Source organism: Pseudomonas sp. CFBP 8772 (genome assembly GCF_014841665.1).
GTDB classification, from domain to species: domain Bacteria; phylum Pseudomonadota; class Gammaproteobacteria; order Pseudomonadales; family Pseudomonadaceae; genus Aquipseudomonas; species Aquipseudomonas graminis_B.
The window spans coordinates 168,574-190,985 of sequence record NZ_JACYUI010000012.1 but is presented as its reverse complement, the minus strand read 5'-3'; the positions used below and the strand labels follow the sequence as shown (position 1 = coordinate 190,985).

The 22,412-nt window shown below is 61.3% G+C and carries 20 protein-coding genes and 1 riboswitch; of the genes, 6 read left to right on the top strand and 14 right to left on the bottom strand.

Annotated features, from left to right (window positions below; translation table 11 throughout):
• Nucleotides 1-136: 136 nt before the first annotated feature.
• The gene (locus tag IFT99_RS21800) at nt 137-856 is read right to left on the bottom strand and encodes a 16S rRNA (uracil(1498)-N(3))-methyltransferase (protein WP_192135068.1); all 720 of its coding nucleotides are present in this window, start codon (nt 854-856) and stop codon (nt 137-139) included.
• Nucleotides 857-915: 59 nt separating this feature from the next.
• Nucleotides 916-2,322, bottom strand: a complete 1,407-nt coding sequence (locus tag IFT99_RS21795; RefSeq protein ID WP_192135066.1) for an adenosylmethionine--8-amino-7-oxononanoate transaminase — start codon at nt 2,320-2,322, stop codon at nt 916-918.
• A gap of 235 nt (nt 2,323-2,557) precedes the next feature.
• On the opposite strand from IFT99_RS21795, the gene IFT99_RS21790 reads away from it, so the two are divergent.
• The 3 genes from IFT99_RS21790 to IFT99_RS21780 all read left to right on the top strand — a co-directional run bounded on the left by IFT99_RS21790 (nt 2,558) and on the right by IFT99_RS21780 (nt 5,756).
• Nucleotides 2,558-4,372 carry a flavin monoamine oxidase family protein gene (locus tag IFT99_RS21790; RefSeq protein WP_192135064.1) on the top strand — a complete coding sequence of 605 codons (1,815 nt, stop codon included), beginning with the start codon at nt 2,558-2,560 and terminating at the stop codon, nt 4,370-4,372.
• 204 nt (nt 4,373-4,576) lie between these two features.
• Complete coding sequence (locus IFT99_RS21785; RefSeq protein WP_065991217.1) at nt 4,577-5,128, top strand: cytochrome b; 552 nt, start codon at nt 4,577-4,579, stop codon at nt 5,126-5,128.
• A gap of 31 nt (nt 5,129-5,159) precedes the next feature.
• Entirely contained in the window at nt 5,160-5,756 is a 597-nt protein-coding gene (locus IFT99_RS21780; protein ID WP_065991218.1) for a YceI family protein, read from the top strand.
• Nucleotides 5,757-5,889: 133 nt separating this feature from the next.
• On the opposite strand, the gene IFT99_RS21775 is transcribed toward IFT99_RS21780, so the two are convergent.
• From IFT99_RS21775 to ahcY, 4 genes are all read right to left on the bottom strand, one after another.
• Nucleotides 5,890-7,803 carry a DEAD/DEAH box helicase gene (locus tag IFT99_RS21775; RefSeq protein WP_065991219.1) on the bottom strand — a complete coding sequence of 638 codons (1,914 nt, stop codon included), beginning with the start codon at nt 7,801-7,803 and terminating at the stop codon, nt 5,890-5,892.
• Nucleotides 7,804-8,081: 278 nt separating this feature from the next.
• Nucleotides 8,082-8,891, bottom strand: coding sequence for a substrate-binding periplasmic protein (locus IFT99_RS21770; RefSeq protein ID WP_192135079.1), 810 nt, complete (start codon nt 8,889-8,891; stop codon nt 8,082-8,084).
• A gap of 155 nt (nt 8,892-9,046) precedes the next feature.
• Nucleotides 9,047-9,892, bottom strand: a complete 846-nt coding sequence (metF, locus tag IFT99_RS21765; RefSeq protein ID WP_192135062.1) for a methylenetetrahydrofolate reductase [NAD(P)H] — start codon at nt 9,890-9,892, stop codon at nt 9,047-9,049.
• A 181-nt stretch (nt 9,893-10,073) separates the two neighbouring features.
• Nucleotides 10,074-11,483 carry an adenosylhomocysteinase gene (ahcY, locus tag IFT99_RS21760; protein ID WP_192135060.1) on the bottom strand — a complete coding sequence of 470 codons (1,410 nt, stop codon included), beginning with the start codon at nt 11,481-11,483 and terminating at the stop codon, nt 10,074-10,076.
• 21 nt (nt 11,484-11,504) lie between these two features.
• A riboswitch (S-adenosyl-L-homocysteine riboswitch) is annotated at nt 11,505-11,613 on the bottom strand.
• Between the two features lie 196 nt (nt 11,614-11,809).
• Between ahcY and IFT99_RS21755 the strand changes: the two genes are divergently transcribed.
• On the top strand, nt 11,810-12,214 hold the full coding sequence (locus IFT99_RS21755) for an acyl-CoA thioesterase (RefSeq protein ID WP_133775566.1): 405 nt from the start codon (nt 11,810-11,812) through the stop codon (nt 12,212-12,214).
• On the opposite strand, the gene otnI is transcribed toward IFT99_RS21755, so the two are convergent.
• The 6 genes from otnI to IFT99_RS21725 all read right to left on the bottom strand — a co-directional run bounded on the left by otnI (nt 12,204) and on the right by IFT99_RS21725 (nt 18,456).
• Entirely contained in the window at nt 12,204-13,001 is a 798-nt protein-coding gene (otnI, locus tag IFT99_RS21750) for a 2-oxo-tetronate isomerase (RefSeq protein WP_192135058.1), read from the bottom strand. The two genes, IFT99_RS21755 and otnI, sit on opposite strands and share 11 nt — an antisense overlap.
• 22 nt (nt 13,002-13,023) lie before the next feature.
• Complete coding sequence (locus tag IFT99_RS21745) at nt 13,024-14,481, bottom strand: GntT/GntP/DsdX family permease (protein ID WP_192135056.1); 1,458 nt, start codon at nt 14,479-14,481, stop codon at nt 13,024-13,026.
• Between the two features lie 84 nt (nt 14,482-14,565).
• The gene (otnC, locus tag IFT99_RS21740; RefSeq protein ID WP_192135055.1) at nt 14,566-15,228 is read right to left on the bottom strand and encodes a 3-oxo-tetronate 4-phosphate decarboxylase; all 663 of its coding nucleotides are present in this window, start codon (nt 15,226-15,228) and stop codon (nt 14,566-14,568) included.
• Nucleotides 15,225-16,517 carry a 3-oxo-tetronate kinase gene (gene otnK / locus IFT99_RS21735; protein WP_192135053.1) on the bottom strand — a complete coding sequence of 431 codons (1,293 nt, stop codon included), beginning with the start codon at nt 16,515-16,517 and terminating at the stop codon, nt 15,225-15,227. Before otnK ends, otnC begins: the two co-directional genes overlap by 4 nt.
• A 10-nt stretch (nt 16,518-16,527) precedes the next feature.
• Nucleotides 16,528-17,514, bottom strand: a complete 987-nt coding sequence (gene ltnD / locus IFT99_RS21730) for an L-threonate dehydrogenase (protein ID WP_274605155.1) — start codon at nt 17,512-17,514, stop codon at nt 16,528-16,530.
• A gap of 120 nt (nt 17,515-17,634) precedes the next feature.
• On the bottom strand, nt 17,635-18,456 hold the full coding sequence (locus IFT99_RS21725) for a DeoR/GlpR family DNA-binding transcription regulator (RefSeq protein WP_192135051.1): 822 nt from the start codon (nt 18,454-18,456) through the stop codon (nt 17,635-17,637).
• Nucleotides 18,457-18,763: 307 nt separating this feature from the next.
• Between IFT99_RS21725 and IFT99_RS21720 the strand changes: the two genes are divergently transcribed.
• Entirely contained in the window at nt 18,764-19,150 is a 387-nt protein-coding gene (locus IFT99_RS21720) for an MAPEG family protein (RefSeq protein WP_192135049.1), read from the top strand.
• A gap of 198 nt (nt 19,151-19,348) precedes the next feature.
• Here IFT99_RS21720 and IFT99_RS21715 read toward each other — a convergent pair whose 3' ends face one another.
• Complete coding sequence (locus IFT99_RS21715; RefSeq protein WP_192135047.1) at nt 19,349-19,768, bottom strand: DUF1090 domain-containing protein; 420 nt, start codon at nt 19,766-19,768, stop codon at nt 19,349-19,351.
• 59 nt (nt 19,769-19,827) lie between these two features.
• Nucleotides 19,828-21,513: an NAD-dependent DNA ligase LigB gene (gene ligB / locus IFT99_RS21710; protein ID WP_192135045.1), complete on the bottom strand. Its 1,686-nt coding sequence runs from the start codon at nt 21,511-21,513 to the stop codon at nt 19,828-19,830.
• A 190-nt stretch (nt 21,514-21,703) separates the two neighbouring features.
• On the opposite strand from ligB, the gene IFT99_RS21705 reads away from it, so the two are divergent.
• Complete coding sequence (locus IFT99_RS21705) at nt 21,704-22,324, top strand: LysE family translocator (protein ID WP_192135043.1); 621 nt, start codon at nt 21,704-21,706, stop codon at nt 22,322-22,324.
• Nucleotides 22,325-22,412: the final 88 nt, after the last annotated feature.

Below are 22,412 nucleotides of genomic sequence, written 5' to 3'. Positions count from 1 at the left end.
TGTGCGCACCATCAATCTTGAAGCGTGACGCCTGACGCTTTCCCGGCTGAAGCCGGTCCTACAAGGGATCGGGGCCGGCGTGCGCACCATCAATCTTGCGGCGTGAAGACTGACGCCTTCCCGGCTGAAGCCGGTCCTACAAATCCCCCCACAACTGTTGCGCGATGCTCAGCGCCACCACTGGCGCGGTTTCGGTGCGCAGCACGCGGGGGCCGAGGCGGGCGGCGTGGAAACCGGCGTCCTGTGCCTGGGCCACTTCGGCGTCATTCAGCCCACCTTCGGGACCAATCAAAAAGGCCAGACTGCCGGGCTTTTCATGGCTGGTCAGCGGCGCCGCGACCGGGTGCAGCACCAGCTTCAAGTCCGCTTCCGTCTGCTTGAGCCACTCGGCCAGAGTCACCGGCCCATGAATCACCGGCACCACCGAGCGCCCGCACTGTTCGCAGGCGCTGATCGCGATCTGCTGCCAATGGGCCTGACGCTTCTCCGCACGCTCATCTTTGAGACGCACTTCGCAGCGCTCGCTGATGATCGGGGTAATCTGCGTCACGCCCAGTTCGGTGGCTTTCTGAATCGCCCAGTCCATCCGCTCACCCCGGGAGAGGCCCTGGCCAAGATGGATCTGCAAGGGCGACTCCGGCTGACCGGCAAAGCTTTCGCTCACCTGCACCCGCACCTGCTTTTTGCCGACTTCCGCCAGCGTGGCGCGAAACTCATGGCCCGAACCATCGAACAGCTGCACCGCGTCACCTTCGGACATGCGCAACACGCGGCTGATGTAATGGGCCTGGGCCTCTGGCAGTTCGTGCTCCCCGACGCTGAGGGTGGCATCGACGAAAAAGCGGGACAGTCTCATGGTTGTGTCTCTAAAGATTGTGTTGAATGCAGCGCCTGGAGAATGGGTGTAACGGCCTGCTAGCCTGGATCACGAAAATCCGGATGGAAGTTCTCTCTCACCGCCACACTCACGCTGCTGCGCGTCGCGATGTCGATCCCTTCGGTCGCTACATCGGCCAGGAAGTCGATCTGCTCCGGTGTGATTACGTAGGGCGGCAGGAAGTACACCACGCTGCCCAGCGGACGCAGCAAAGCACCTCGGGTCAGCGCGTGCTCGAACACCTTCAGCCCGCGTCGTTCCTGCCATGGATACGGCGTTTTAGTGGCCTTGTCCTGCACCATCTCGATGGCAATCGCCATCCCGGTCTGCCGCACTTCCGCGACGTTCGGGTGATCGACCAGATGCGCTGTCGCGGTCTTCATGCGCTGGGCCAGCGCCTTGTTGTTTTCGATGACGTTGTCCTGCTCGAAAATATCCAGCGTCGCCAACGCCGCCGCGCACGCCAGCGGGTTGCCGGTGTAACTGTGGGAGTGCAGAAACGCGCGCAGCGTCGGGTAATCGTCGTAAAACGCGTCGTACACATCATCGGTGGTGATGCACGCCGCCAACGGCAGATAACCGCCGGTCAATGCTTTGGACAGGCACAGGAAATCCGGACGGATGCCGGCTTGCTCGCAGGCAAACATGGTCCCGGTGCGGCCGAAGCCCACGGCGATCTCGTCATGAATCAGGTGCACGCCATACCGGTCGCAGGCCTCGCGCAGCAGCTTGAGGTAGATCGGGTCGTACATGCGCATGCCGCCCGCGCCTTGAATCAGCGGCTCGATGATCACCGCCGCGACGCTGTCGTGATGCTCGGCGAGGGTTTGCTCCATCATCGCGAACATCGTCCGGGTGTGCTCTTCCCAGCTCACGCCTTCAGGCCGGTGGTAGCAGTCCGGGCTTGGCACCTTGATGGTGTCCATCAGCAGCGCTTTGTAGGTCTCGGTGAACAGCGGCACGTCACCGACCGCCATCGCGGCCATGGTTTCGCCGTGGTAGCTATTGGTCAGGGTGACAAAGCGCTTCTTGTCCGGCTTGCCGCGATTGAGCCAGTAATGAAAGCTCATCTTCAGCGCGACTTCGATGCAGGACGAACCGTTGTCGGCGTAGAAGCAGCGCGTCAGGCCTTCGGGGGTCATCGCCACCAGACGCTCGGAAAGCTCGATGACCGGCTGATGGCTGAAGCCTGCCAGGATTACGTGCTCCAGCTGATCGACCTGATCCTTGATGCGCTGATTGATGCGCGGGTTGGCGTGGCCGAATACGTTGACCCACCAGGAGCTGACCGCGTCGAGGTAGCGCTTGCCTTCGAAGTCCTCCAGCCAGACCCCTTCGCCGCGCTTGATCGGAATCAGCGGCAGTTTTTCGTGGTCTTTCATCTGGGTGCAGGGGTGCCAAAGGACCTTAAGGTCGCGCTGCATCCACTGGTCGTTAAGGCCCATTACTCTTCTCCACATAGCGGCTCGCATGGCGCGAGGGCAAACAATCGCGCAAGCCTATGCAATGGATGCCAGCGGGACAACCTTTAGCGTGTTGTTTAAATCGCCGCGAGCGCCGCTTTCGAGCCTGACGGACATTGCTGGCGGGCGTTTCGCGGCTCGCGTATCCTTCGCGCTCTTCGAAAAATCGGACAACAAAATCCGACAATTCCCCCCGTTTTTCTCCGGAGTTCGCTGAATGCTTTCTGGTTGGCTGCGCGCCTGTGCGCTGGTGATGGTTGGGATGGTCAGCGCTTCAGCGCTTGCCGTGGATAAACCGCATACGGTGATCGTCGTCGGCGGTGGTCTGGCGGGACTCACGACGGCTTACGAGCTGCAGAGCAAAGGCTGGCAAGTCACCTTGCTGGAAGCCAAACCCACCGTCGGCGGCCGCTCCGGTCTGGCCGGCAGCGAGTGGATCGGCAACGCCAAGGCCCAGCCGGTGCTGAATCAGTACATTGATCGCTTCAAGATCAAGGCGGTGCCCGCGCCGGAATTTGTGCGGACCCCGAGCTACCTGATCGAAGGCGAGTACTTCACTGGCGCCGACCTGGCGACCAAACAGCCGGCGACCGCCGAAGCCATCAAGCGCTACGAAGCAGCGGTGGATGACCTGGCCCGTTCGATCACCGACCCCGACAACCCGGCGGCCAACAGCACCCTGTTTGCGCTGGACCAGATCACCGTCTCCAACTGGCTGGACCGTCTGAGCCTGCCAACCACCGCGCGCCAACTGATCAATCAGCAGATTCGTACGCGCTACGACGAACCTTCGCGTCTGTCGCTGCTGTACCTCGCACAGCAAACACGGGTCAATCGCAACGTCGACGACCGCGACCGCCGCGCCGCTCGCCTGCCGGGTGGTAGCGCCGTGCTGGCCGAGGAGTTCGTCAAACAGCTGAAAGTCATCAAGACCAATTCGCCGGTGTCGGCCATCAACCAGGACAAGGACGGCGTGACCGTCAAGGTCGGTTCGCTGGGCTACGAAGCCGAATATGTCGTGTTGGCCGTGCCGTTGCGCGCACTGAGCAAGATCCAGATGACCCCTGCACTGGACGGCCAGCGTCTGGGCGCGATCAAGAGCACCAACTACGGCTGGCATGACCAGATCATGCTCAAGTTCAAGACCCCGGTCTGGGACAGCAAGGCGCGCATGTCCGGCGAGATCTATAGCAACACCGGACTCGGCATGTTGTGGGTCGAGCCTGCGCTGAAGGGCGGCGCCAACGTCGTGATCAACCTGGCCGGCGACAACGCCCGCATCATGCAGGCGTTCGGCGACAAGCAGCTGGTGGATCAAGTGCTGATCCGCATGCAGGCGTTCTACCCGCAGGCGCGCGGCGCGTTCACCGGCTACGAACTGCGTCGCTCCAGCATTGACCCGTCCAGCGGCGGTGCATACCTGGCCTTCGGCCCGGGCCAGATCAGCAAATACTGGCGCTTGTGGGAACGACCACTGCAGCGCGTAGCCTTTGCCGGCGAGCACACCGACACCTTGTACCCAGGCACCCTGGAAGGCGCATTGCGTTCAGGTCAGCGCGCGGCGATTCAGGTGCAGGGCCTGTCTGAAGGCAAGTCGTACGAGCCGGTCAAAGCGCCGCCTCCGAAGGCCCCTGAACCGGCCAAGGAAAGCAGCGGCGGCATTGGCGGCTTCTTCTCGAACATGTTCGGCGGTTCCAAGCCTGAGCCGAAACCGGCCGAGAAAGCCCCAGCGCCTGCTCCGACCCCGGCTCCAGCGCCTGCCCCGGTAACGCCGCCGCCAGCTCCAGTGCTTGAACCGGCCAAGCCTGCGGTCGTGGAGCCTGCGAAAAAGGCCCCGGCCAAGAAAGAACCGGCGAAGAAGGAGCCCGTCAAAAAGGCTCCGGCCAAACCGGCAGCCACCCACAAAGCCGCTGCCAAAACCGACGCTGCGAAAAAAGCGCCGGCCAAGGCCACGGGTGACAAGGCAGCACCGGCCACTCCGGCGGCTCCGGCAACGGCTCCGGCAGCACCGGCGACCGACAGCAAAAACTGATCGGTAACGGCTGAAAGCAAAGGCGCGGCTTGATACCGCGCCTTTTTTTCGCCTGGATAAAACGTAACGCTGGCTTAATCTCATTCGGACGAAAATATGTCAGGAGATTTCAATCGGATTTCCTGATTCTTCAAAGCAACATTTTGCGCTTTCTTTCGATAGGTAAAGCGCTAGTCTCTCCTCGGCCCTCACAGGATATTCAGCATGCAGTTACGCAACTCATCTTCTCGCTATGGCTGGGTCAGCATCGTTTTGCATTGGGGTGTCGCGCTGACGGTGTTCGGCATGTTTGCGCTAGGGTTGTGGATGGTAGGGCTGGGCTATTACGACACGTGGCGTAAGGCCGGCCCTGACCTGCACAAGAGCATCGGCATCACGCTGTTCCTGTTCATGCTGATCCGGGTGATCTGGCGCTTCGTCAGCCCGCCGCCAGCAGCGCCTGCCACCCACAGCCGGTTTGTGAAAACGGCTGCGAAACTGGGCCATGCGTTTCTGTACCTGGACCTGTTTTTGGTGATGTTCGCCGGTTACCTGATTTCCACCGCAGACGGTGTCGGGATTCCGGTGTTTGGATTGTTCGAAGTGCCTGCCTTGATCAGCGGACTGCCCGACCAGGCAGACGTCGCAGGCACCGTGCACTTGTACCTGGCCTGGACCCTGGTGATTTTTGCAGGACTCCACGGGCTGGCCGCTTTGAAGCATCACTTCGTTGATCGTGATGCCACCCTTGTACGTATGCTTGGCCGCAAGGCCTGATACTCAATTCAACTAGAAAGGAAGACGACGTATGTTGAAAAAGACACTTGCTGCACTGGCCCTGGGTACCGCGCTGCTGACGGCCGGTCAGGCAATGGCCGCTGATTACACGATCGACAAGGAAGGCCAACACGCCTTCATCAACTTCAAGATCAGCCACCTGGGCTACAGCTTCATCTACGGCACGTTCAAGGACTGGAACGGCACTTTCAGCTTCGACGCCGCCAAGCCTGAAGACAGCAAGATCAGCATCGACCTCAAGACCGCCAGCGTCTTCACCAACCACGCTGAACGTGACAAGCACATCAGCAGCAAGGACTTCCTCGACGTCGCGACCTATCCTGACGCCAAGTTCGTTTCCACCAAGGTCACCAACATCGGCAAGAATGCTGACGGCAAGACCACGGCTGACGTGATCGGCGACCTGACCCTGCACGGCGTGACCAAGCCGGTCACCGTCAAGACTACCTTCCTGGGTGAAGGCAAGGATCCATGGGGCGGCTACCGTGCCGGCTTCGAGGGCACTACTTCGATCAAGCGTTCTGATTTCGGCAAGATGATGGACCTGGGTCCACAGTCCGACACCCTGGAGCTGGACATCTCGTTCGAAGGCGTCAAAGCCAAGTAAGACGCGTTGTCGTGGTGATGAAGCGCCGACCTTTGGGTCGGCGTTTTTGTGTGTGGCATTGCTTGAATCACGCAAACAAAAACGCCCCGAACCAGTCGGGGCGTTTTATTGGCTGCGTAACAACCGGCGCTGCTTAACCTTCGCGGTTGCGGGTCAGCAGGGCTGGTTTTTCACCGCGTGGGCGGCTTGGCAACTGATCAAGTTGTTCAGCCGAAGGGAAACGATCGCCCTTGGACTCTTTGTGCATGATCTTCGGTGCTGGCTGACCGTCGCGAGGCCCGCGTACCGCTGGCTCCTGACGCGCTGGCTGGTCTTCGCGCGCCGGACGACGAGCACGAGGCTGGTCTTCGCGACGAGCCTGACCGTCACGGCCGGAACCGTTGCGAGGACCGCTGCGTTTGGCCGGTGCGCCGGCGGCGTCGGTGCTGGCGGAGCCGCCAGTGGCCGAACCACTGCGCGGACCGCTACGGCCTGGCGCCTGACCGCGAGGTGCCGGTGCGGCGCCCGTGGCAGGAGCGCCCGGGCGACGGCCGCGGCTCTGGTTCTTGTTCTGGTACGGGCTGACGTAGTCGGCACGGTTGCCGAAGTTATCCACTTCGTCATCCAGGAACTCGTCAGGTGCGCGATTAGCACCCGCAGCCGCTGGCTGCGACTGACGTGACTCGCTCGACGGGGTGCCCTGACGCGGCTTTTGAGGGCGCGCCGGACGTGCCGGGCGCTCGCCCGAAGGTGCTGCCGCGGCCGTTGCCGGCTTTTCCTTGCCCTTGTCTTTGCCTTTGTCCTTGCGACCGCCGCCACCGCCGCCTCCGTTTGGGCCGTCGCCACGCGGGCCACGGGCATTGCGCGGGTTACGCACATCCGGACGCTCGCGGACTTCCGGCTTCTCGGCTTCGACGGCCGTGATGTCGAAGCCCATCAGATCGCCGTCGGCAATCTTCTGCTTGGTCATGCGCTCGATGCTTTTCAGCAGCTTCTCTTCGTCCGGCGCAACCAGCGAGATCGCCTCGCCGCTACGGCCTGCGCGACCGGTACGACCGATGCGGTGCACGTAGTCTTCGTCGACGTTAGGCAGTTCGAAGTTGACCACGTGGGGCAACTGGTCGATGTCCAGACCACGGGCAGCGATGTCGGTCGCGACCATGATGCGAACGGTGCCGGCCTTGAAGTCGGCCAGCGCTTTGGTGCGTGCGTTCTGGCTCTTGTTGCCGTGGATCGCCACAGCGCTGAGGCCGTGCTTATCCAGGTACTCGGCCAGGCGGTTGGCGCCGTGCTTGGTGCGGGTAAACACCAGCACCTGTTCCCACGCGCCTTGAGTGATCAGGTGCGCCAGGAGCGAGCGTTTGTGGTTGGCCGGCAGGCGGAACACACGCTGCTCGATACGCTCGACCGTGGTGTTCGGCGGCGTGACTTCAATGCGTTCCGGGTTGTGCAGCAGTTTGCCGGCCAGCGCGGTGATGTCCTGGGAGAACGTTGCCGAGAACAGCAGGTTCTGACGCTTGGACGGCAGGCGTGCAAGGACTTTCTTCACGTCGTGAACGAAGCCCATGTCGAGCATGCGGTCAGCTTCGTCCAGGACAAGGATTTCAACGTGGGACAGATCGACGCTGCCCTGACCGGCCAGATCGAGCAAACGACCCGGGCAGGCAACCAGTACGTCAACGCCGCGTGCCATGGCCTGAACCTGCGGGTTCATGCCGACACCGCCGAAGATGCAGGTACTGACGAACTTGAGGTTCTTGGCGTAGATCTTGAAGCTGTCGTGGACTTGAGCGGCCAGTTCACGAGTAGGGGTCAGGACCAGAACACGCGGTTGGCGCGGGCCGTGACGCTGGGATTTGTCCGGATGACCGTTGGGAAACAACCGCTCCAGGATAGGGAGGGCGAAACCACCGGTTTTACCAGTACCTGTCTGGGCGGCGACCATCAGATCGCGGCCTTGCAACACGGCGGGAATGGCCCGCTGTTGCACTGGGGTAGGCTGGGTGTAGCCAGCAGCCTCGATGGCGCTGACTAAAGCCTCGGAGAGACCGAGGGAAGCAAAGGACATGAGTAATCCTGTCTTGAGTTGGGGCCATAGAGGCCCAAATAGGGATGATCTTCCAGGCGCAGACTAAAGGTTCTGCACGTAACGTGAATGCGCTCGACCCTGCTGCGGTCATCGCACAGTCCTTGGAAGGTGCAATGGCGTCCGGTCCTGTGGAGGTCTGTAAGTTCAACTCGGGCAGGGGCGCTAAAAAGTGCGCTGCTGACGTGTTCGAGAAGTCTTCTGTGAGACCGTGCACCCGGGCGCAAGCCTGGCGGGGACGCCGGAGTATAACAGAGCAATCACAACGCGCTGCTTTCCTGCTGCTCAACGGTTTTATCGACCCTTTCCTCCGATTCTGCAGGGAGTGTCGTCGGCGTTTCGCCGGTGTACCGCTCCACCAGTTTCGCGTACGCGGGCTCACGCTTGAAACGCTTCAGTTCTGCACTGAACCGCTGGGCCAGCAGGTCCATGCCGGCATTGCGGCGCAGCGCCAGATACTGCCCCCGGTGATTGAGCACGGTCGGCAGCTGACTAACCTGGCCTTGGAGCTTGAGCCGCTCGATCATCTGCCGGCCCAGCAGGCGATCGGTCACCATCAGATCGATGCGGCCGCGAATCAGTTTGCCGAAGTTCGCTTCATGGCTCGGCGCAGGCTCTCGGATGAACGCCGTCGAGGTGTCGAACGCCGGGATGTATCGATAGCCCGGAGAGACGCCGATGGTCAGCCCGCGCAAGTCCTCCATGCTATTGAAGGCATGGGGCCTGGCATTGGCCTGAAACAGCACCCAGTCAATGCTCGACAACGGTTCGTCCGGATACAACAGATCAACGCGCGCCTCGTCCTTGTTTATATCGAGAACACCGTCGGCCTCGCCTTCACTGAGCATCATCAGGCAGCGCTTCCAGGGGAGAAACTGCCACTCGACGTCGATGCCCAGGCGTTCGAACACAATCGCCGTGGTGTCGTAATCAAGCCCGGAGGCGTGGTTGCCGTCCACGATGACATAGGGTGACCAGGGTTCGGTGACGATCCGCAATTGCTCGCCCAGCGCGCTGAAGCTCAGGCAGGCCAGGAGGACAGCAACGGATAGGGGAAAGATGGGCGGCATGCGCGCGAGATTACGACGCAAGCTAACTAAATAGAAGTGATGATTCTCAACAAAAGCAGAAGGCAGGGCTCAACGACGGGACTGGCAGGCTTCGGGGTGAAGAAGCCTGCCAGTGAAGCCAGCGAAGCTTCAATCCGACTGGATTGAAACCGTTATCACGCAGAGAGCTTCAGATTGTTCCAGACCGCCAGGCTCGGTTCGGCCTGATTCAGCGTGTAGAAATGCAGGCCGGGGGCGCCACCGTGCAGCAGTCGTTCGCACATTTCAGTGATGACATGCTCGCCGAACGCTTGAATGCTGGCCGTATCATCGCCGTACGCTTCCAGCTGCTTGCGAACCCAGCGCGGGATCTCCGCACCGCACGCGTCCGAAAAGCGCGCCAGTTTGCTGTAGTTGGTGATCGGCATGATGCCCGGCACGATCGGAATATCCACGCCCAGCTTCTGCACGCGCCCGACGAAGTGGAAGTAGCTGTCGGCGTTGAAGAAGTACTGGGTGATCGCACTGTTGGCGCCGGCGTTGGCCTTGCGCACGAAGTTTTTCAGATCGTCTTCGAAGTTGCGCGCCTGGGGGTGCATCTCGGGGTAGGCCGCGACTTCAATGTGGAAATGATCGCCGGTTTCTTCACGGATGAAGCTCACCAGGTCATTGGCATAACGCAACTCACCACTGGCCATGCCCATGCCGGAAGGCAGGTCACCGCGCAGGGCAACGATGCGTTTGATACCGGCTTCCCGGTACTGCGTCAGCAAGCTGCGCAGGTCGGCCTTGCTGTCACCGACGCACGACAAGTGCGGTGCGGCGGGAATGTGCACTTCTTTTTCCAGCTGCAGCACGGTGTTGATCGTGCGGTCGCGCGTGGAACCCCCGGCACCGTAAGTGCAGGAGAAAAAACTGGGGTTGTAGCTGGCCAGCGTACGCGCCGTGGCAAGCAGTTTTTCATGACCAGCGTCGGTCTTCGTCGGGAAGAATTCGAAGCTGTAGCTACGGTCTTGGCTCATGGAGCGAGTCTCCAGCGGCAAGCTACAAGCCATAAGCTGCAAGAGTGGCCGTGCGCCGTATCCTGCAGATCAAGGCTTGTCACCTGGTGCTGCTAAATGCTTGGACGATTTAAAGCCTGACGCGGCAAGTCATGACAATGGTGATGCCTTTACTTGCCGCTTGAAGCTTGCCGCTTACTGCTTAGTAGCGATAAGCGTGCGGCTTGAACGGACCTTCGACGGTCACGCCGATGTAGTCGGCCTGGGTCTTGGTCAGCTTGGTCACGACGCCGCCGAAGCCACGGACCATTTCCAGGGCCACTTCTTCGTCCAGCTTCTTCGGCAACACTTCAACGGTCAGACGCTCGGCTTTCTGGGCAGGGCTCAGGTCAGCGTACTTCTGGCCGAACAGGAAGATCTGCGCCAGCACCTGGTTGGCAAACGAGCCGTCCATGATGCGGCTCGGGTGACCGGTTGCGTTGCCCAGGTTCACCAGACGGCCTTCGGCCAGCAGGATCAGGTAGTCGTCGTTCTGAGGATCGAACGCGCCAGTGCCGGTGCGGTGAATCTTGTGCACTTGCGGCTTCACTTCTTCCCATGCCCAGTTCTTGCGCATGAAAGCGGTGTCGATTTCGTTGTCGAAGTGACCGATGTTGCAGACCACTGCGCGTTTTTTCAGCGCCTTGAGCATGTTGGCGTCGCAGACGTTGACGTTACCGGTGGTGGTGACGATCAGGTCGATCTTGCCCAGCAGTGCTTTGTCGATGCTCGCTTCGGTGCCGTCGTTCTCGCCGTCGATGAAAGGCGAAACCAGTTCGAAACCGTCCATGCACGCTTGCATGGCGCAGATCGGGTCGACTTCGGTGACCTTGACGATCATGCCTTCCTGACGCAGCGACTGAGCCGAACCCTTGCCCACGTCACCGTAGCCGATGACCAGCGCTTGCTTGCCGGACAACAGGTGGTCGGTGCCGCGCTTGATGGCGTCGTTCAGGCTGTGACGGCAGCCGTACTTGTTGTCGTTCTTGCTCTTGGTGACCGAGTCGTTGACGTTGATCGCAGGGATCTTCAGTTCGCCCTTGGCCAGCATATCCAGCAGACGGTGAACGCCCGTGGTGGTCTCTTCGGTCACGCCATGGACGCGGTCCAGGATGGCCGGGTATTTCTTGTGCAGCAGCTCGGTGAGGTCGCCGCCGTCGTCGAGGATCATGTTGGCGTCCCATGGCTGACCGTCCTTGAGGATGGTCTGCTCCAGGCACCACTCGTACTCGGCTTCGGTTTCGCCTTTCCAGGCGAAGACCGGAATGCCGGCAGCAGCGATAGCGGCAGCCGCCTGATCCTGAGTCGAGAAGATGTTGCAGGACGACCAGCGTACTTCGGCACCCAGGGCAACCAGGGTTTCGATCAGCACGGCAGTCTGAATGGTCATGTGGATGCAGCCGAGAATCTTCGCGCCCTTGAGCGGTTGATCGCCAGCGTACTTGCGACGCAGGCCCATCAGGGCTGGCATTTCGGATTCGGCGATAATGGTTTCGCGACGGCCCCAGGCAGCCAGGGACATGTCGGCGACTTTGTAGTCGTTGAAATCGTTGGGCGTCAGTACAGCACTCATAAAGAGTCTCCATTCGTAGGGTGCGAATGGGCGCCGTTGTGCGTTTAAAGCTTGACCGGCGGGAGGCCTGATCAAACAACGCCCTCTCCGAGCCTGACAGGTCTGACCTGCTGCAGCGCCCCTCGGACAGGTGGCGGGAAAACGGTAACAAGGTGTGATGACCGTTTTTTGAAGCGGTGGCGATTATCTTTCTTTGAGCTGCAAGTGGCAAGCTGCAAGCGGCAAGCGGTAAACAACAGCGGGCCTGCTTTTAACTTGCAGCTTCAGGCTTGAAGCTTGAAGCTGGGGCACATCCACCACCGTCTCCCAAACACCCCGGAGCCTCCATGAACTTTCACACCCGCAAATGGGTAAAACCTGAAGACCTCAACCCCAACGGCACGTTGTTCGGCGGCAGTCTCCTGCGCTGGATCGACGAAGAGGCGGCCATCTACGCCATTGTGCAGTTGGGCAATCAGCGCGTTGTGACCAAGTACATTTCCGAGATCAACTTCGTCAGCGCCTCGCGTCAGGGCGACATCATCGAGCTGGGGATTACCGCGACCGAATTCGGCCGCACATCCATCACGCTAACGTGTCAGGTCCGCAACAAGATCACCCGCAAGAGCATTCTCACGGTTGAGAAAATGGTCTTCGTGAATCTGGGCGAAGACGGCCTGCCGGCGCCACACGGCAAGACCGAAATCACCTACGTGAAGGATCAGTTCAAGGAAGATGTGATCAACGAGTGATCGCGCTGCGCGCCTGCCAGTCACGCAGCCACTGCAGCCCTTCGGTGGTATCGCCTTTCGGGCGGTACTCGCAGCCGACCCAGCCGGTGTAGCCCAGGCGGTCGATTTCTTCGAACAGCCACGGGTAATTCACTTCCCCCACGCTCGGCTCATGGCGGTCCGGCACGCCGGCGATCTGGATGTGGCCGATACCGGCGAAGTCGCGGCGCAGTTTGCTGGTGACGTCGCCCTCGACGATCTGGCAGTGATAGCAGTCGAACTGCACCCGCAGATTGTCGGCGCCGACTTCTTTAAGCACGGCCTGGCCCTGATCCTGACGGTTGAGGAAAAAGCCCGGAATGTCGCGGGTGTTGATCGGCTCGATCAACACCGTCAGCCCGACCTTGGCCGCTTGTTGTGCGGCGAAGCTCAGGTTTTCCAGGTACACCGCGTGATGCTTCTGGCGCAGGTCTTCACTGGGCAGCAGGCCGGCCATGACGTGAATGCGGTCGTTACCCAGAACCGCTGCGTAATCCAGCGCTTTCTGGAAGCCGTCCCGGAATTCGCCCTCCCGGCCAGGCAACGAAGCAATGCCGCGCTCGCCTTTGCAGAAGTCGCCCGGCGGGGCGTTGAACAGCGCCTGGGTCAGGCCGAAGTCGTCCAGACGCAGCTTGATTTCCTCGGCTTTGAAGTCGTACGGAAACAGGTATTCCACGCCCTTGAAGCCGTCACTCGCCGCAGCCGAGAAACGCGCCAGAAAGTCGTGTTGCGGATACATCATGCTGAGGTTGGCAGCGAAGCGAGGCATGGTTATCTCCTAGTTGAAGCCGTTAGACGAAAGGCCAGAGCAGCAGCGTCATCAAGAACCCGAGGGTGCCCAGAATGGTCACCAGGAAGGTCCAGGTGCGCAGGCCGTCGGCAACGTTCAGGCCCGCCAGTTTGGTGAACATCCAGTAACCGGCGTCGTTGATGTGCGACATCGCCAGACCGCCACCGCCCATGGCCAGACAGAGCAGCGCCATGTGGTTGGCGCTCAGGTTCAGCGTGGCGATCAGCGGGCTGAGAATGCCGGCCGTGGTGACCAGCGCCACTGTGGTCGAGCCCTGCACGGCGCGCAACAGCAGCGTCAGCAGAAAGCCCAGCGCGAGAACCGGCAGCCCGGTGTTGCGCAGCGCTTCGGACACCACTGCGCCGATACCGGTATCCACCAGCACCTTGCCGAACACGCCGCCAGCGCCCGCAATCAGGATCACCATCGCCACGCCGGGCAATGCCGAACCCACGACATCGGACACCTGACTGCGGCTCCAGCCACGGCGCGAACCCAGCAGCCATGCGCACAGCAGTGTGTCGATCAGCAGTGCCACCAGCGGCGCGCCGAGAACGGTCAGCACGCTGCGCAGCATTGAGTCGGCCGGCAGCATCGTGGTCGCCAGCGTGCCGAGCAGGATCAGAATGATCGGCAGCAGAATCAGCGCGATGATGATGCCTGCACCCGGCGCCGGCGCCTTTGGCAGGCGTGCCGCCAGGCTGCTGGCGTTTTCTTCAAGGCCCAGCTCTTTGGTGTGGGTCGCTTCAGACACCCGCGAATAATCGTTGTTGGCCCATGCCACCAGGTCTTCGTTGGTGACGTGAGAGCCATACACTTCGCTGCGAATATCGTCGGTCATCGGGTAGACCTTGCGGGTCATGCGCCCGGCAATCAGGTAACCGATCAGGCACAGAATGCCCACCATCGGCAGCCCGAACATCAACACGCGACCCAGGTCCGCACCCAACTGACCGGCGGCTGCAACAGCGCCCGGATGCGGTGGCAGGAAGGCGTGCACCGACAGCAATGCAGCGCACATCGGCAGCGCATAAACCAGCAATGGCTTACGAGCAGCGCGGGCGACGCCATAGGCCAGTGGCATGAGGATGATCACGCCCACTTCGAAGAACACCGGAATACCGACCATGAACCCCGCGACGGTCAGGGCCAGCGGCGTGCGGCGGTTGCCGAAGCGGTTGATCAGCGTCTTGGCCAGCGCCTCGGCGCCGCCGGACAGTTCGATGATGCGGCCGATCATGGCGCCAAGGGCAATGATGATCGCGATGTGGCCGAGGGTTTTGCCCATGCCGCCTTCGATGGTCGCCACCAGGTCGCTGGGTTTAACCCCGGCCACCAGCGCCACGATGATGCTGACCAGCATCAGCGCCACGAACGGTTGGAATTTGTATTTCAGGACCAGAAGCAGCAACAGCGCAATGCCCGCTCCGGCGACGATCATGAGGAATAGAGGAGTCATGTTGTGTCCCGTTGTTATTGTTTTCCGGCGAGGCCGGTCCGCCGAAAACCGGAGGGCCGGTTTTCGATCAAAACGCCGTTGGGGTTACCAGTTCGCGCCGAACGTCTGGCGCAGTTCTTCCAAAGCCGCTGCGTCCAGCGGTTCAGGTTTGGGGTTGCTCATCAGCCAGAGGCGTGCGGTCTCCTCCAGCTCTTCCAGCGCATAAGAAGCCTTGGCGACCGAGCTTTCCCAGATCACCGGGCCGAGTCGCTCGAGCATTACGCCACGCACGCTGTTCGCCAGTTTCGCCACTTGTTCAGCGACCTTCGGCGAGCCGGGGCGCTCGTAGGCAATCAAGGGAATGTGCCCGACCTTCATTACCTGATACGGCGTGATGGGCGGGAGGATGTCGTCCGGTTTCCAGACGCCGGCCAGGGTCAGTGCAACCAGATGCGTCGAGTGGGTGTGCACCACGCCGCCCACGCCGGGATTGCGGTCGTAGACCTGACGATGCAGGGCCAACGTCTTCGACGGCTTGTCCCCGGAGACCCATTCGCCGGCCAGGTTGACCTTGGCGATGGCCTCGGGATCGAGGCGCCCCAGGCAGGCGTCGGTTGGCGTAATCAGCCAGCCATCGTCGAGACGCGCGCTGATGTTGCCCGCGCTGCCGACGGTGTAGCCGCGTCCGAACAGCAGACGGCCAATGGCGCAGATTTCTTCACGCTGCTTGTTTTCGGCGCTCACTGAAGGGCTGGTTACGTTGCTCATTGGGCACTCCCTGCCAGCTGCTTGAGGGCTTTGTCGAAAAAGTCACGGCCGCCGAAATTCCCTGACTTCAGCGCCAGGGCCAGAGGCGTCGCGCCGCTGCTGATGGTCGCCGGAACCCCCGGGTCGATCTGCGCGCCGATCTTCAGCAAGCTCACGCCCAGCGCCTGAACCACGGCACCGGAGGTTTCGCCACCGGCGACGACAAAGCGTTTCACGCCCGCGTCGAGCAGGCCGCGAGCGATCTGCCCCAGCGCGTCTTCGACCAGCGCGCCGGCACGTTCAACGCCGAGTTTTTGCTGCACGGCTTTGACTTCTTCCGGGCTGCTGGTCGCGTAGATCAACACGGTTTGCCCGGCATCGCGGGCGAACGCCAATGCGTCTGCCACCACCGGTTTGCCGTCAGCCAGTGCCAACGGATCGATGCGCAGGGCAGGCCGTTTGGCCTCAAGCCAGGCGGCAACCTGACCGTTGGTGGCGACCGATGCGCTGCCCGCCAATACCACTTCGCCGCCGTCGACGTGCTCAAGCTTCGCCGCATCGATGTCACGCAACTTGCCCGCTTTGCGGAAATTACCCGGCAGACCGAGCGCCAGACCCGAGCCACCGGTGAGCAGCGGCAAGTCGGCGCAGGCTTCGCCCAGCGTGTACAAATCAGCGTCCGACAATGCGTCGGCAATCGCCATGACCACGCCGTCCGCACGCAGCTCTTTGATGCGCGCACGCACGCCGTCGACGCCTTTGGCGATGCTGTCGTAACGCAGCAAGCCGACTTTCTGCGTGGTCTGGGATTGCAGCACGCGCACCAGATTGGCATCGGTCATCGGCGTCAGCGGGTGGTTCTGCATGCCGCATTCGCTGAGCAGTTGGTCCTGCACGAACAAATGACCACGGAAGATCGTGCGACCGTTCTCCGGGAACGCCGGGCATGCCAGGGTGAAGTCGCTGTTCAGCGCCTTGAGCAGCGCTTCGCTGACCTGACCGATGTTGCCTTTGGCGGTGGAATCGAACGTCGAGCAGTACTTGAAGAAGATCTGCTCACAGCCGCGATCACGCAGCCATTGCAGCGCGGCAAGGGATTCCTCAACCGCTTCTGCAGCCGGCGTGGTGCGGGATTTCAGCGCGATGACGATGGCGTCGGCATCCAGTTCAGCCAGGCTTTCGGCGCTCGGGATACCAATGCTCTGCACGGTGCGCATTCCACCCCGCACCAGCATGTTGGCCAGGTCGGTGGCGCCGGTGAAGTCATCGGCAATGCAGCCCAACAGAGGGCGCGGAGTCGTGGTGCTCATCAGCGTCATCTCAGTTGTTTTCAGGCTTGGCGGTCGGCAGTTCGATGCCCGGGAAAATCTTGATCACGGCAGAGTCATCCTCGCGGCCAAAGCCAGCGGTAGAGGCTTGCATGAACATCTGGTGGGCGGTGGACGACAACGGCAGCGGGAATTTGCTGGCGCGGGCGGTATCCAGCACCAGGCCCAGGTCTTTGACGAAGATGTCCACGGCCGACAGCGGCGTGTAGTCCGCTTTGAGGATGTGCGGCACGCGGTTCTCGAACATCCACGAGTTACCGGCGCTGTTGGTGATCACTTCGTACAGCGCGTCCGCGTCTACGCCTTCGCGCAGGCCCAGGGCCATGGCTTCGGCGCTGGCGGCGATGTGGACGCCGGCCAGTAGCTGATTGATGATTTTGACTTTCGAACCCAGGCCATGAACGTCGCCCAGGCGATACACCTTGCCCGCCATGCCGTTGAGGATCGCGTCGGCCTTGGCGTAGGAATCAGCCGGGCCGGAGGTCATCATGGTCATCTCGCCAGCAGCTGCCTTGGCCGCGCCGCCGGAGATCGGCGCGTCGAGGTAGAGCAGGCCTTTTTCGGTGAGGCGCTGACCCAGTTCGATGGCGAAGGTCGGTGCGACCGTGGCGCAACCGATGATCAGGCTGCCCGGGCGCAGGGCGGCGACTGCGCCGTTGTCGCCGAACAATACGGTTTCGGTCTGCTCGGCATTGACCACGACGGTGATGATCACGTCGCAGGCAGCGGCCATGCTCGCAGGAGATTCACAGGCAACGCCGCCTTCGCTGGCGAATTGCTCGGTCACGGCCGCGCGCACGTCACAGGCATGAACGTTGAAGCCGCTGCGCAGCAGGGAGCGCGCAATGCCCAGGCCCATCGCACCCAGACCAATGACGCCGACATTCTTGTTATTCATGAATCTCTCCTCGGGTGAGCGCCGAAGTTCATCAGCACTCGAACGGTGTTTGTTCTGATCTGTTAAAGATAGTGAACCCATGATCGGATAATGTGAAGAGCTTTTTTGAATTAACAAAAATTAACATTGCTGCTGTCGGGCACAAAAAAGCCCCAGTCGAGACTGAGGCCTGGTAACCATCGACTGTAGAAGCGCGCTGAATTAGCGTGGCTGGTCCACCGACGCCAACATCAATTCAACCCCCAGTCCTCGAATGCTGTCCGCTGCGCCGTGGGCGAGGCGGTCGTCGCTGATGATCGTGTCGAACTGCTCCAGACCGGCGACCTTGTACATGCCGAACGTGCCGTATTTCGTGCTGGTCGTCAGCAACACTGTGCGCGACGCCGACTGCATCGCCGCTTGCTTGACCTCAACCTTGAGCGCGGAGGGCGTGGTCGTGCCTCGCTGCAGATCCCATGAGCTGGTGGACATGAACGCGACATCGGTTGCCAGTTGCCGCAACGTCGCCGCTGCCAGCCCGCCGACACAGGATCGGTTCGGGTGGTCCAGCAAGCCGCCGGTATGAATCACATCCACGTGGGCTGCGTCAGCGAGTGCATTGACCACGCCGAAGTCGTTGGTGACCACGGTCATGCCCGCCAGCGCGACGATGTACGGGACAATTTCCAGCGTGCTGGTGCCGGCGTCCAGGTACACGGTCATCTCGGGGTGCAGCAGGCTGGCGGCCAGTTTGGCCATCGCCTGTTTGTGCGGCAGCTCGACCACTGCCTTGGACTGATGACTCGGCTCGCTGTGAACCTGGCTGGCGATGCGCACCCCGCCGGTCACCGAATAGGCACGGCCACTTTGCTCAAGCAGCGCGATGTCGCGGCGGACGGTCATGTGCGAGCAGTCGAACATGTCCATGAGCTGATGCACGCTCAGCACTTGATGCTTGCGCAGCTGACGCAGCATCAACTCCCGGCGCTGATCGGGAATCATCGGCGCTGCGCCACTGAGGGTGGCGTCTTCTTCGCTGGACATGCAGGCTCCTGGGCAACGAGATACAGCCGCGGTCGGCTGGGTGGCTGGCATCTTAGCCAATCGGGATGGCGGTGGCAGTAACGACGAGCAAACTGCACGCGGGTTGTTCTCTGTAGGACTGGCTTCAGCCGGGAAGGGGCCGGTGTGTGCGCCATCAAATTTGCGGTGTGGCGGGTGATGCCTTCCCGGCTAAAGCCGGTCCTACGATTGCATTCGTTGCCTGTAAGAACCTTTCGACGGGCCGTGGCTCTTAGGCTGTAGATGGGCGTTTTCTAATGAAGCTCAAATTCTAAAAAAGGATGCAGGTATGACCGTCGCGTTTTGGTGTGTGTTGATCGTGATTCTGTTGCCGATAGGGTGCGCTGGCATTGCCAAGTTCAGCAGCGGCAAATTCAGTGCACGGCACAATCATGACCCCCGGGACTTTCTCGACCGCCTCGAAGGTCTCCCGCGCCGCGCCCACAATGCGCAGCTCAATAGTTTTGAAGCGATTCCCGGGTTTGCCGCTGGCGTAATCATCGCCCACGTCGCCGGCGTGGCGCAGTTGGTGACGATCGACGTACTCGCCGTGCTGTTCGTGACCAGCCGCCTGCTCTACATCATCTTCTATCTGGCGGATCTCGCGACGTTGCGTTCGCTGGCCTGGATCGTCGGGCTTGGGCTGGTGATTGCGTTGTTTGGCGTCTCAGTCTGATCGCTCAGCGCTTTTGACGCTGCGCGGTCAGTTGGCGCACCTGGCTACTGTGGGAGGGAGCTTGTGTGGGAGGGAGCTTGCTCCCGAAGAGGCCAGTGTAGTAGCTGCAAATCCGATGGGTCTGATACCGCCTCGCGGGCCAGGTGGAGCGCCACCCCGGTCACTCCCACACAAAAAGACACAGGCCCGCAGACGACCTTACTCGTCATCCTCGTCGGGCTGCACCTTCTCCAGTTTTTCCTGCTCGTCCTGCAGTTCCTTGCGGGACTCGGCCAGCTTGTCTTTACGCTTGTCGATTTTCTCCGGATCGCCCTTGCTCATGGCCTTGTTCAGGTCCGCCTGGCGACGGCTGACTTCACGCTTGGCATCCAGCACCTTCTGTTCCTGCTGCTTGACCAGGTCGATGTCGGTGCAGTTGGCGTTCAATTCGCTCAGGGCTTTTTGCAGCCCGGCCTGTTGATCGGTGTTGCCGGCGGCTTTGGCGCTCTCAATCTGAGTGGCGATGTCCTGGCGCTTCGCGGCGCATCCGGACGGTTCCGGCGCCTGCTCGGCTGCAAACACGGGTGCGGCCAGAAACCCGCACGCGGTGAATGCAAAAAGGGATGTCAGGAATTTCATGGATACTCCTTGAATACACGTAGCCGCACGCTCTACACCATCATGCGGCCCTGAAAATACTAAAAACCGTTGATGCCTTCGTCCTTCAGCTGCCTGCTTAGGGCCTGCACCTGCGGGTCTTGAAAAAATGCATGTAACTGCTTCGCACGTCCCGAGCCAATGCCGGGTTCGGCCTGCCATTCAACGACGCTTCGCGAGGCCAGCGCTGCCCACGAATCACCCAGATCAACGCCCGTGGCCGGCGGTAAACCGATGGCTTTGAGCCACACGACAAAGGTTTTATCGCGTGCAGCCTGAAAACTTGCCAGCAGTTTAGCGCTGCTGCGCTCGCCCATGCCGGGAATGTTAGCAAGCTGTGCACCATCGAGGGTCATCCAGCCCAACAAACCCTTTAATTGCCCTGCCTGAATCAACTTATCCCACGTGCCCGGCCCTACGCCGCTGAGCGCCAACCCCTTCTTCCCGCCCAGCCATTTCAACCGTTCGCGGAACTGGCTTTCGCAGCCCTCGACCGGCTGCCAGCAACTCAGCGAATGAAAATCCTCAGCGCGCGGAACGCTCAGCGGCGCCCGCTCGACGCTTCGCGACACCACCTCATCCAGCCGCGGAATCGTCAGCCCGGCCAGGCTGATTGCGACCTGATCCCCAGGCCGAATGTCCATCTCCTGCCAACGCTTGAACGAACCGACGCTGATGCGATTAATCATGCGGTCATCCAGGCGCACCGGTTCGACATCCAGAACGGGCGTGATCTTGCCGCTGCGCCCGACGTTGAAATGAACCTTGCGCACCTCGGCCAGCGCCTGCGCAAACGGGTACTTCCACGCCGCGATCCAGTAAGGCGCTTTCGCCTGCCAGCGCTCGGCTGACGGACGCTCGCCCTGCCGCATAACCACGCCATCGGTGGCAAACGGCAGCGGCGAACGGTACCAGTGCTCTCGCCAGTTTTTCGCCTGAATGAAACCCTCCAACGGCTCACTGAAGCGCGCGCTGTCCTCGAAACCCATGGCCCTGAGCCCTGCCAATCGCTCGGTCATGTCCGACGGACCTTCTGGCCAGTCCCAGACGAACAGCCCGATATTCGCGCCTTCCTGTTCGCTGATCGCGTGACGCGCCAGCAGCCCGGCCACTTTGCTGCGAGCGTTCAGACTGCCGGCGTCCGCCTGAACGTGATCTGTCAGCTTCCAATACAACTCGCCCTGGAGGATCACGGTCTTTTCCCAGGCGAGATGGCGAGGGATCGCCTCGATCTGGTGGGCATGTCCGGTCCAGTCCTGACCGAAAACCCCGTCGCCCCGGCTGATGGCGCTCACCAGTTTCCCGTCGACATACACCAGCGTGACCGCCACGCCGTCCACTTTTGGCTGAATCCATAGATCGCTTCGGCCTTCAAGCCATGCCTGAACGGCGGCCTCGCCCGGCAATTTGGTCAGGCCTGTGTGAGGGATGGGGTGGGCGACGGAACCGCGCGCGGTTTTCAGCGGATTGGAAGGCGACGCCGAAGTGGCGGCGAAACAACTGCGCAGATCGGCGAGTCGCTGAACGGATTGGTCGTACAACTCATCGGCCACCAGAGACACGCCTTGGCGGTGATAGCTGTCGTCCCATTGGGTGATCTGGGTTTGCAGCGAAAGGATCTCGCTTCGGGCTTTGGCCGGTGGCCAGTCGGGGCATGTTTGCGCGTTTGCATGGATGGCCAGAAGAGGCAGTGCACAGAGGACCATTGCGCGAAGGGAGAGCAGCATCGGAGCGTCCTTGCCGGGGGAGGGACTGCAAGGCTAGGTTTTCCCGATGGGTGTTTCATCGCGCCTTGGTTACCGCGTTTGTCTCGTACCGATACAGCCAGGCCCTGATTCCCCGCGCAGCTGTGCCTTGAGCCGCGCGCCCACGAGTGCAAAATGATGTTTCATCCCGGCAACTGGAAGAGACACTGCCATGGACCTGTCGACCCTCGCTGTTTTCATCCCCGCCTGTTTCGCCCTGAACATGGCGCCGGGCCCGAACAATCTGCTCTCCATCAGCAATGCGTCGCGCTACGGATTTATCAGTGCCTGTTCGGGCGGCATTGGTCGGTTGCTGGCATTCGCGATCATGATCGCGCTGGCAGCGGTTGGGCTTACAGCGGTGCTGCATACGTCCGAGTGGCTGTTTCATACGATCAAGATTGTGGGGGCGGCGTATCTGTTCTATCTGGCGTTACAACTGTGGCGAGCGCCATGCGAGGCGCACGATGTCGAAGCCGGCGCGCAGGCCGGAGTGACGAGACTGGCGCGCCAGGAGTTTCTGGTCGCCATCGGCAATCCCAAAGCCATTCTGTTGTTTACGGCGTTCCTGCCGCAGTTTGTGGATCGTTCCGGCGTGGTCACCACTCAGTTCGCACAACTGGGGGCGATGTTTCTGGTGCTGGAATGTATCGCCATCGCGCTGTACTGCTGGATGGGGGTGCATGCGCGTCGGTTGTTTGCCCAGGCGGGTGGCAAGCGGCTGTTCAATCGGGGGTGTGCGGGGTTGTTGGCGAGTGCGGCGTCGTTTTTATTGGTGGCGCGGCGGGGTTAATACGTATTCAGCCCACGGAAATGGGCTGAATCCAGGTAATCGTCAAAGGCCATGAAATGATCATGACCCCCGACGTGGCGCTTGTTGC

Bases quoted from the DNA above. Each gene is read 5' to 3' on its own strand.
- ahcY (WP_192135060.1), bottom strand. From the start codon at position 11,483: ATGAGTGCTGTACTGACGCCCAACGATTTCAACGACTACAAAGTCGCC.
- metF (WP_192135062.1), bottom strand. From the start codon at position 9,892: ATGAGCCAAGACCGTAGCTACAGCTTCGAATTCTTCCCGACGAAGACC.
- ltnD (WP_274605155.1), bottom strand. From the start codon at position 17,514: ATGGGTTCACTATCTTTAACAGATCAGAACAAACACCGTTCGAGTGCT.
- otnC (WP_192135055.1), bottom strand. From the start codon at position 15,228: ATGAGCAACGTAACCAGCCCTTCAGTGAGCGCCGAAAACAAGCAGCGT.
- IFT99_RS21775 (WP_065991219.1), bottom strand. From the start codon at position 7,803: ATGTCCTTTGCTTCCCTCGGTCTCTCCGAGGCTTTAGTCAGCGCCATC.
- IFT99_RS21745 (WP_192135056.1), bottom strand. From the start codon at position 14,481: ATGACTCCTCTATTCCTCATGATCGTCGCCGGAGCGGGCATTGCGCTG.
- IFT99_RS21755 (WP_133775566.1), top strand. From the start codon at position 11,810: ATGAACTTTCACACCCGCAAATGGGTAAAACCTGAAGACCTCAACCCC.
- IFT99_RS21705 (WP_192135043.1), top strand. From the start codon at position 21,704: ATGGACCTGTCGACCCTCGCTGTTTTCATCCCCGCCTGTTTCGCCCTG.
- IFT99_RS21795 (WP_192135066.1), bottom strand. From the start codon at position 2,322: ATGGGCCTTAACGACCAGTGGATGCAGCGCGACCTTAAGGTCCTTTGG.
- IFT99_RS21800 (WP_192135068.1), bottom strand. From the start codon at position 856: ATGAGACTGTCCCGCTTTTTCGTCGATGCCACCCTCAGCGTCGGGGAG.
- IFT99_RS21715 (WP_192135047.1), bottom strand. From the start codon at position 19,768: ATGAAATTCCTGACATCCCTTTTTGCATTCACCGCGTGCGGGTTTCTG.
- otnK (WP_192135053.1), bottom strand. From the start codon at position 16,517: ATGAGCACCACGACTCCGCGCCCTCTGTTGGGCTGCATTGCCGATGAC.
- IFT99_RS21770 (WP_192135079.1), bottom strand. From the start codon at position 8,891: ATGCCGCCCATCTTTCCCCTATCCGTTGCTGTCCTCCTGGCCTGCCTG.
- IFT99_RS21785 (WP_065991217.1), top strand. From the start codon at position 4,577: ATGCAGTTACGCAACTCATCTTCTCGCTATGGCTGGGTCAGCATCGTT.
- IFT99_RS21790 (WP_192135064.1), top strand. From the start codon at position 2,558: ATGCTTTCTGGTTGGCTGCGCGCCTGTGCGCTGGTGATGGTTGGGATG.
- otnI (WP_192135058.1), bottom strand. From the start codon at position 13,001: ATGCCTCGCTTCGCTGCCAACCTCAGCATGATGTATCCGCAACACGAC.
- ligB (WP_192135045.1), bottom strand. From the start codon at position 21,513: ATGCTGCTCTCCCTTCGCGCAATGGTCCTCTGTGCACTGCCTCTTCTG.
- IFT99_RS21725 (WP_192135051.1), bottom strand. From the start codon at position 18,456: ATGTCCAGCGAAGAAGACGCCACCCTCAGTGGCGCAGCGCCGATGATT.
- IFT99_RS21720 (WP_192135049.1), top strand. From the start codon at position 18,764: ATGACCGTCGCGTTTTGGTGTGTGTTGATCGTGATTCTGTTGCCGATA.
- IFT99_RS21780 (WP_065991218.1), top strand. From the start codon at position 5,160: ATGTTGAAAAAGACACTTGCTGCACTGGCCCTGGGTACCGCGCTGCTG.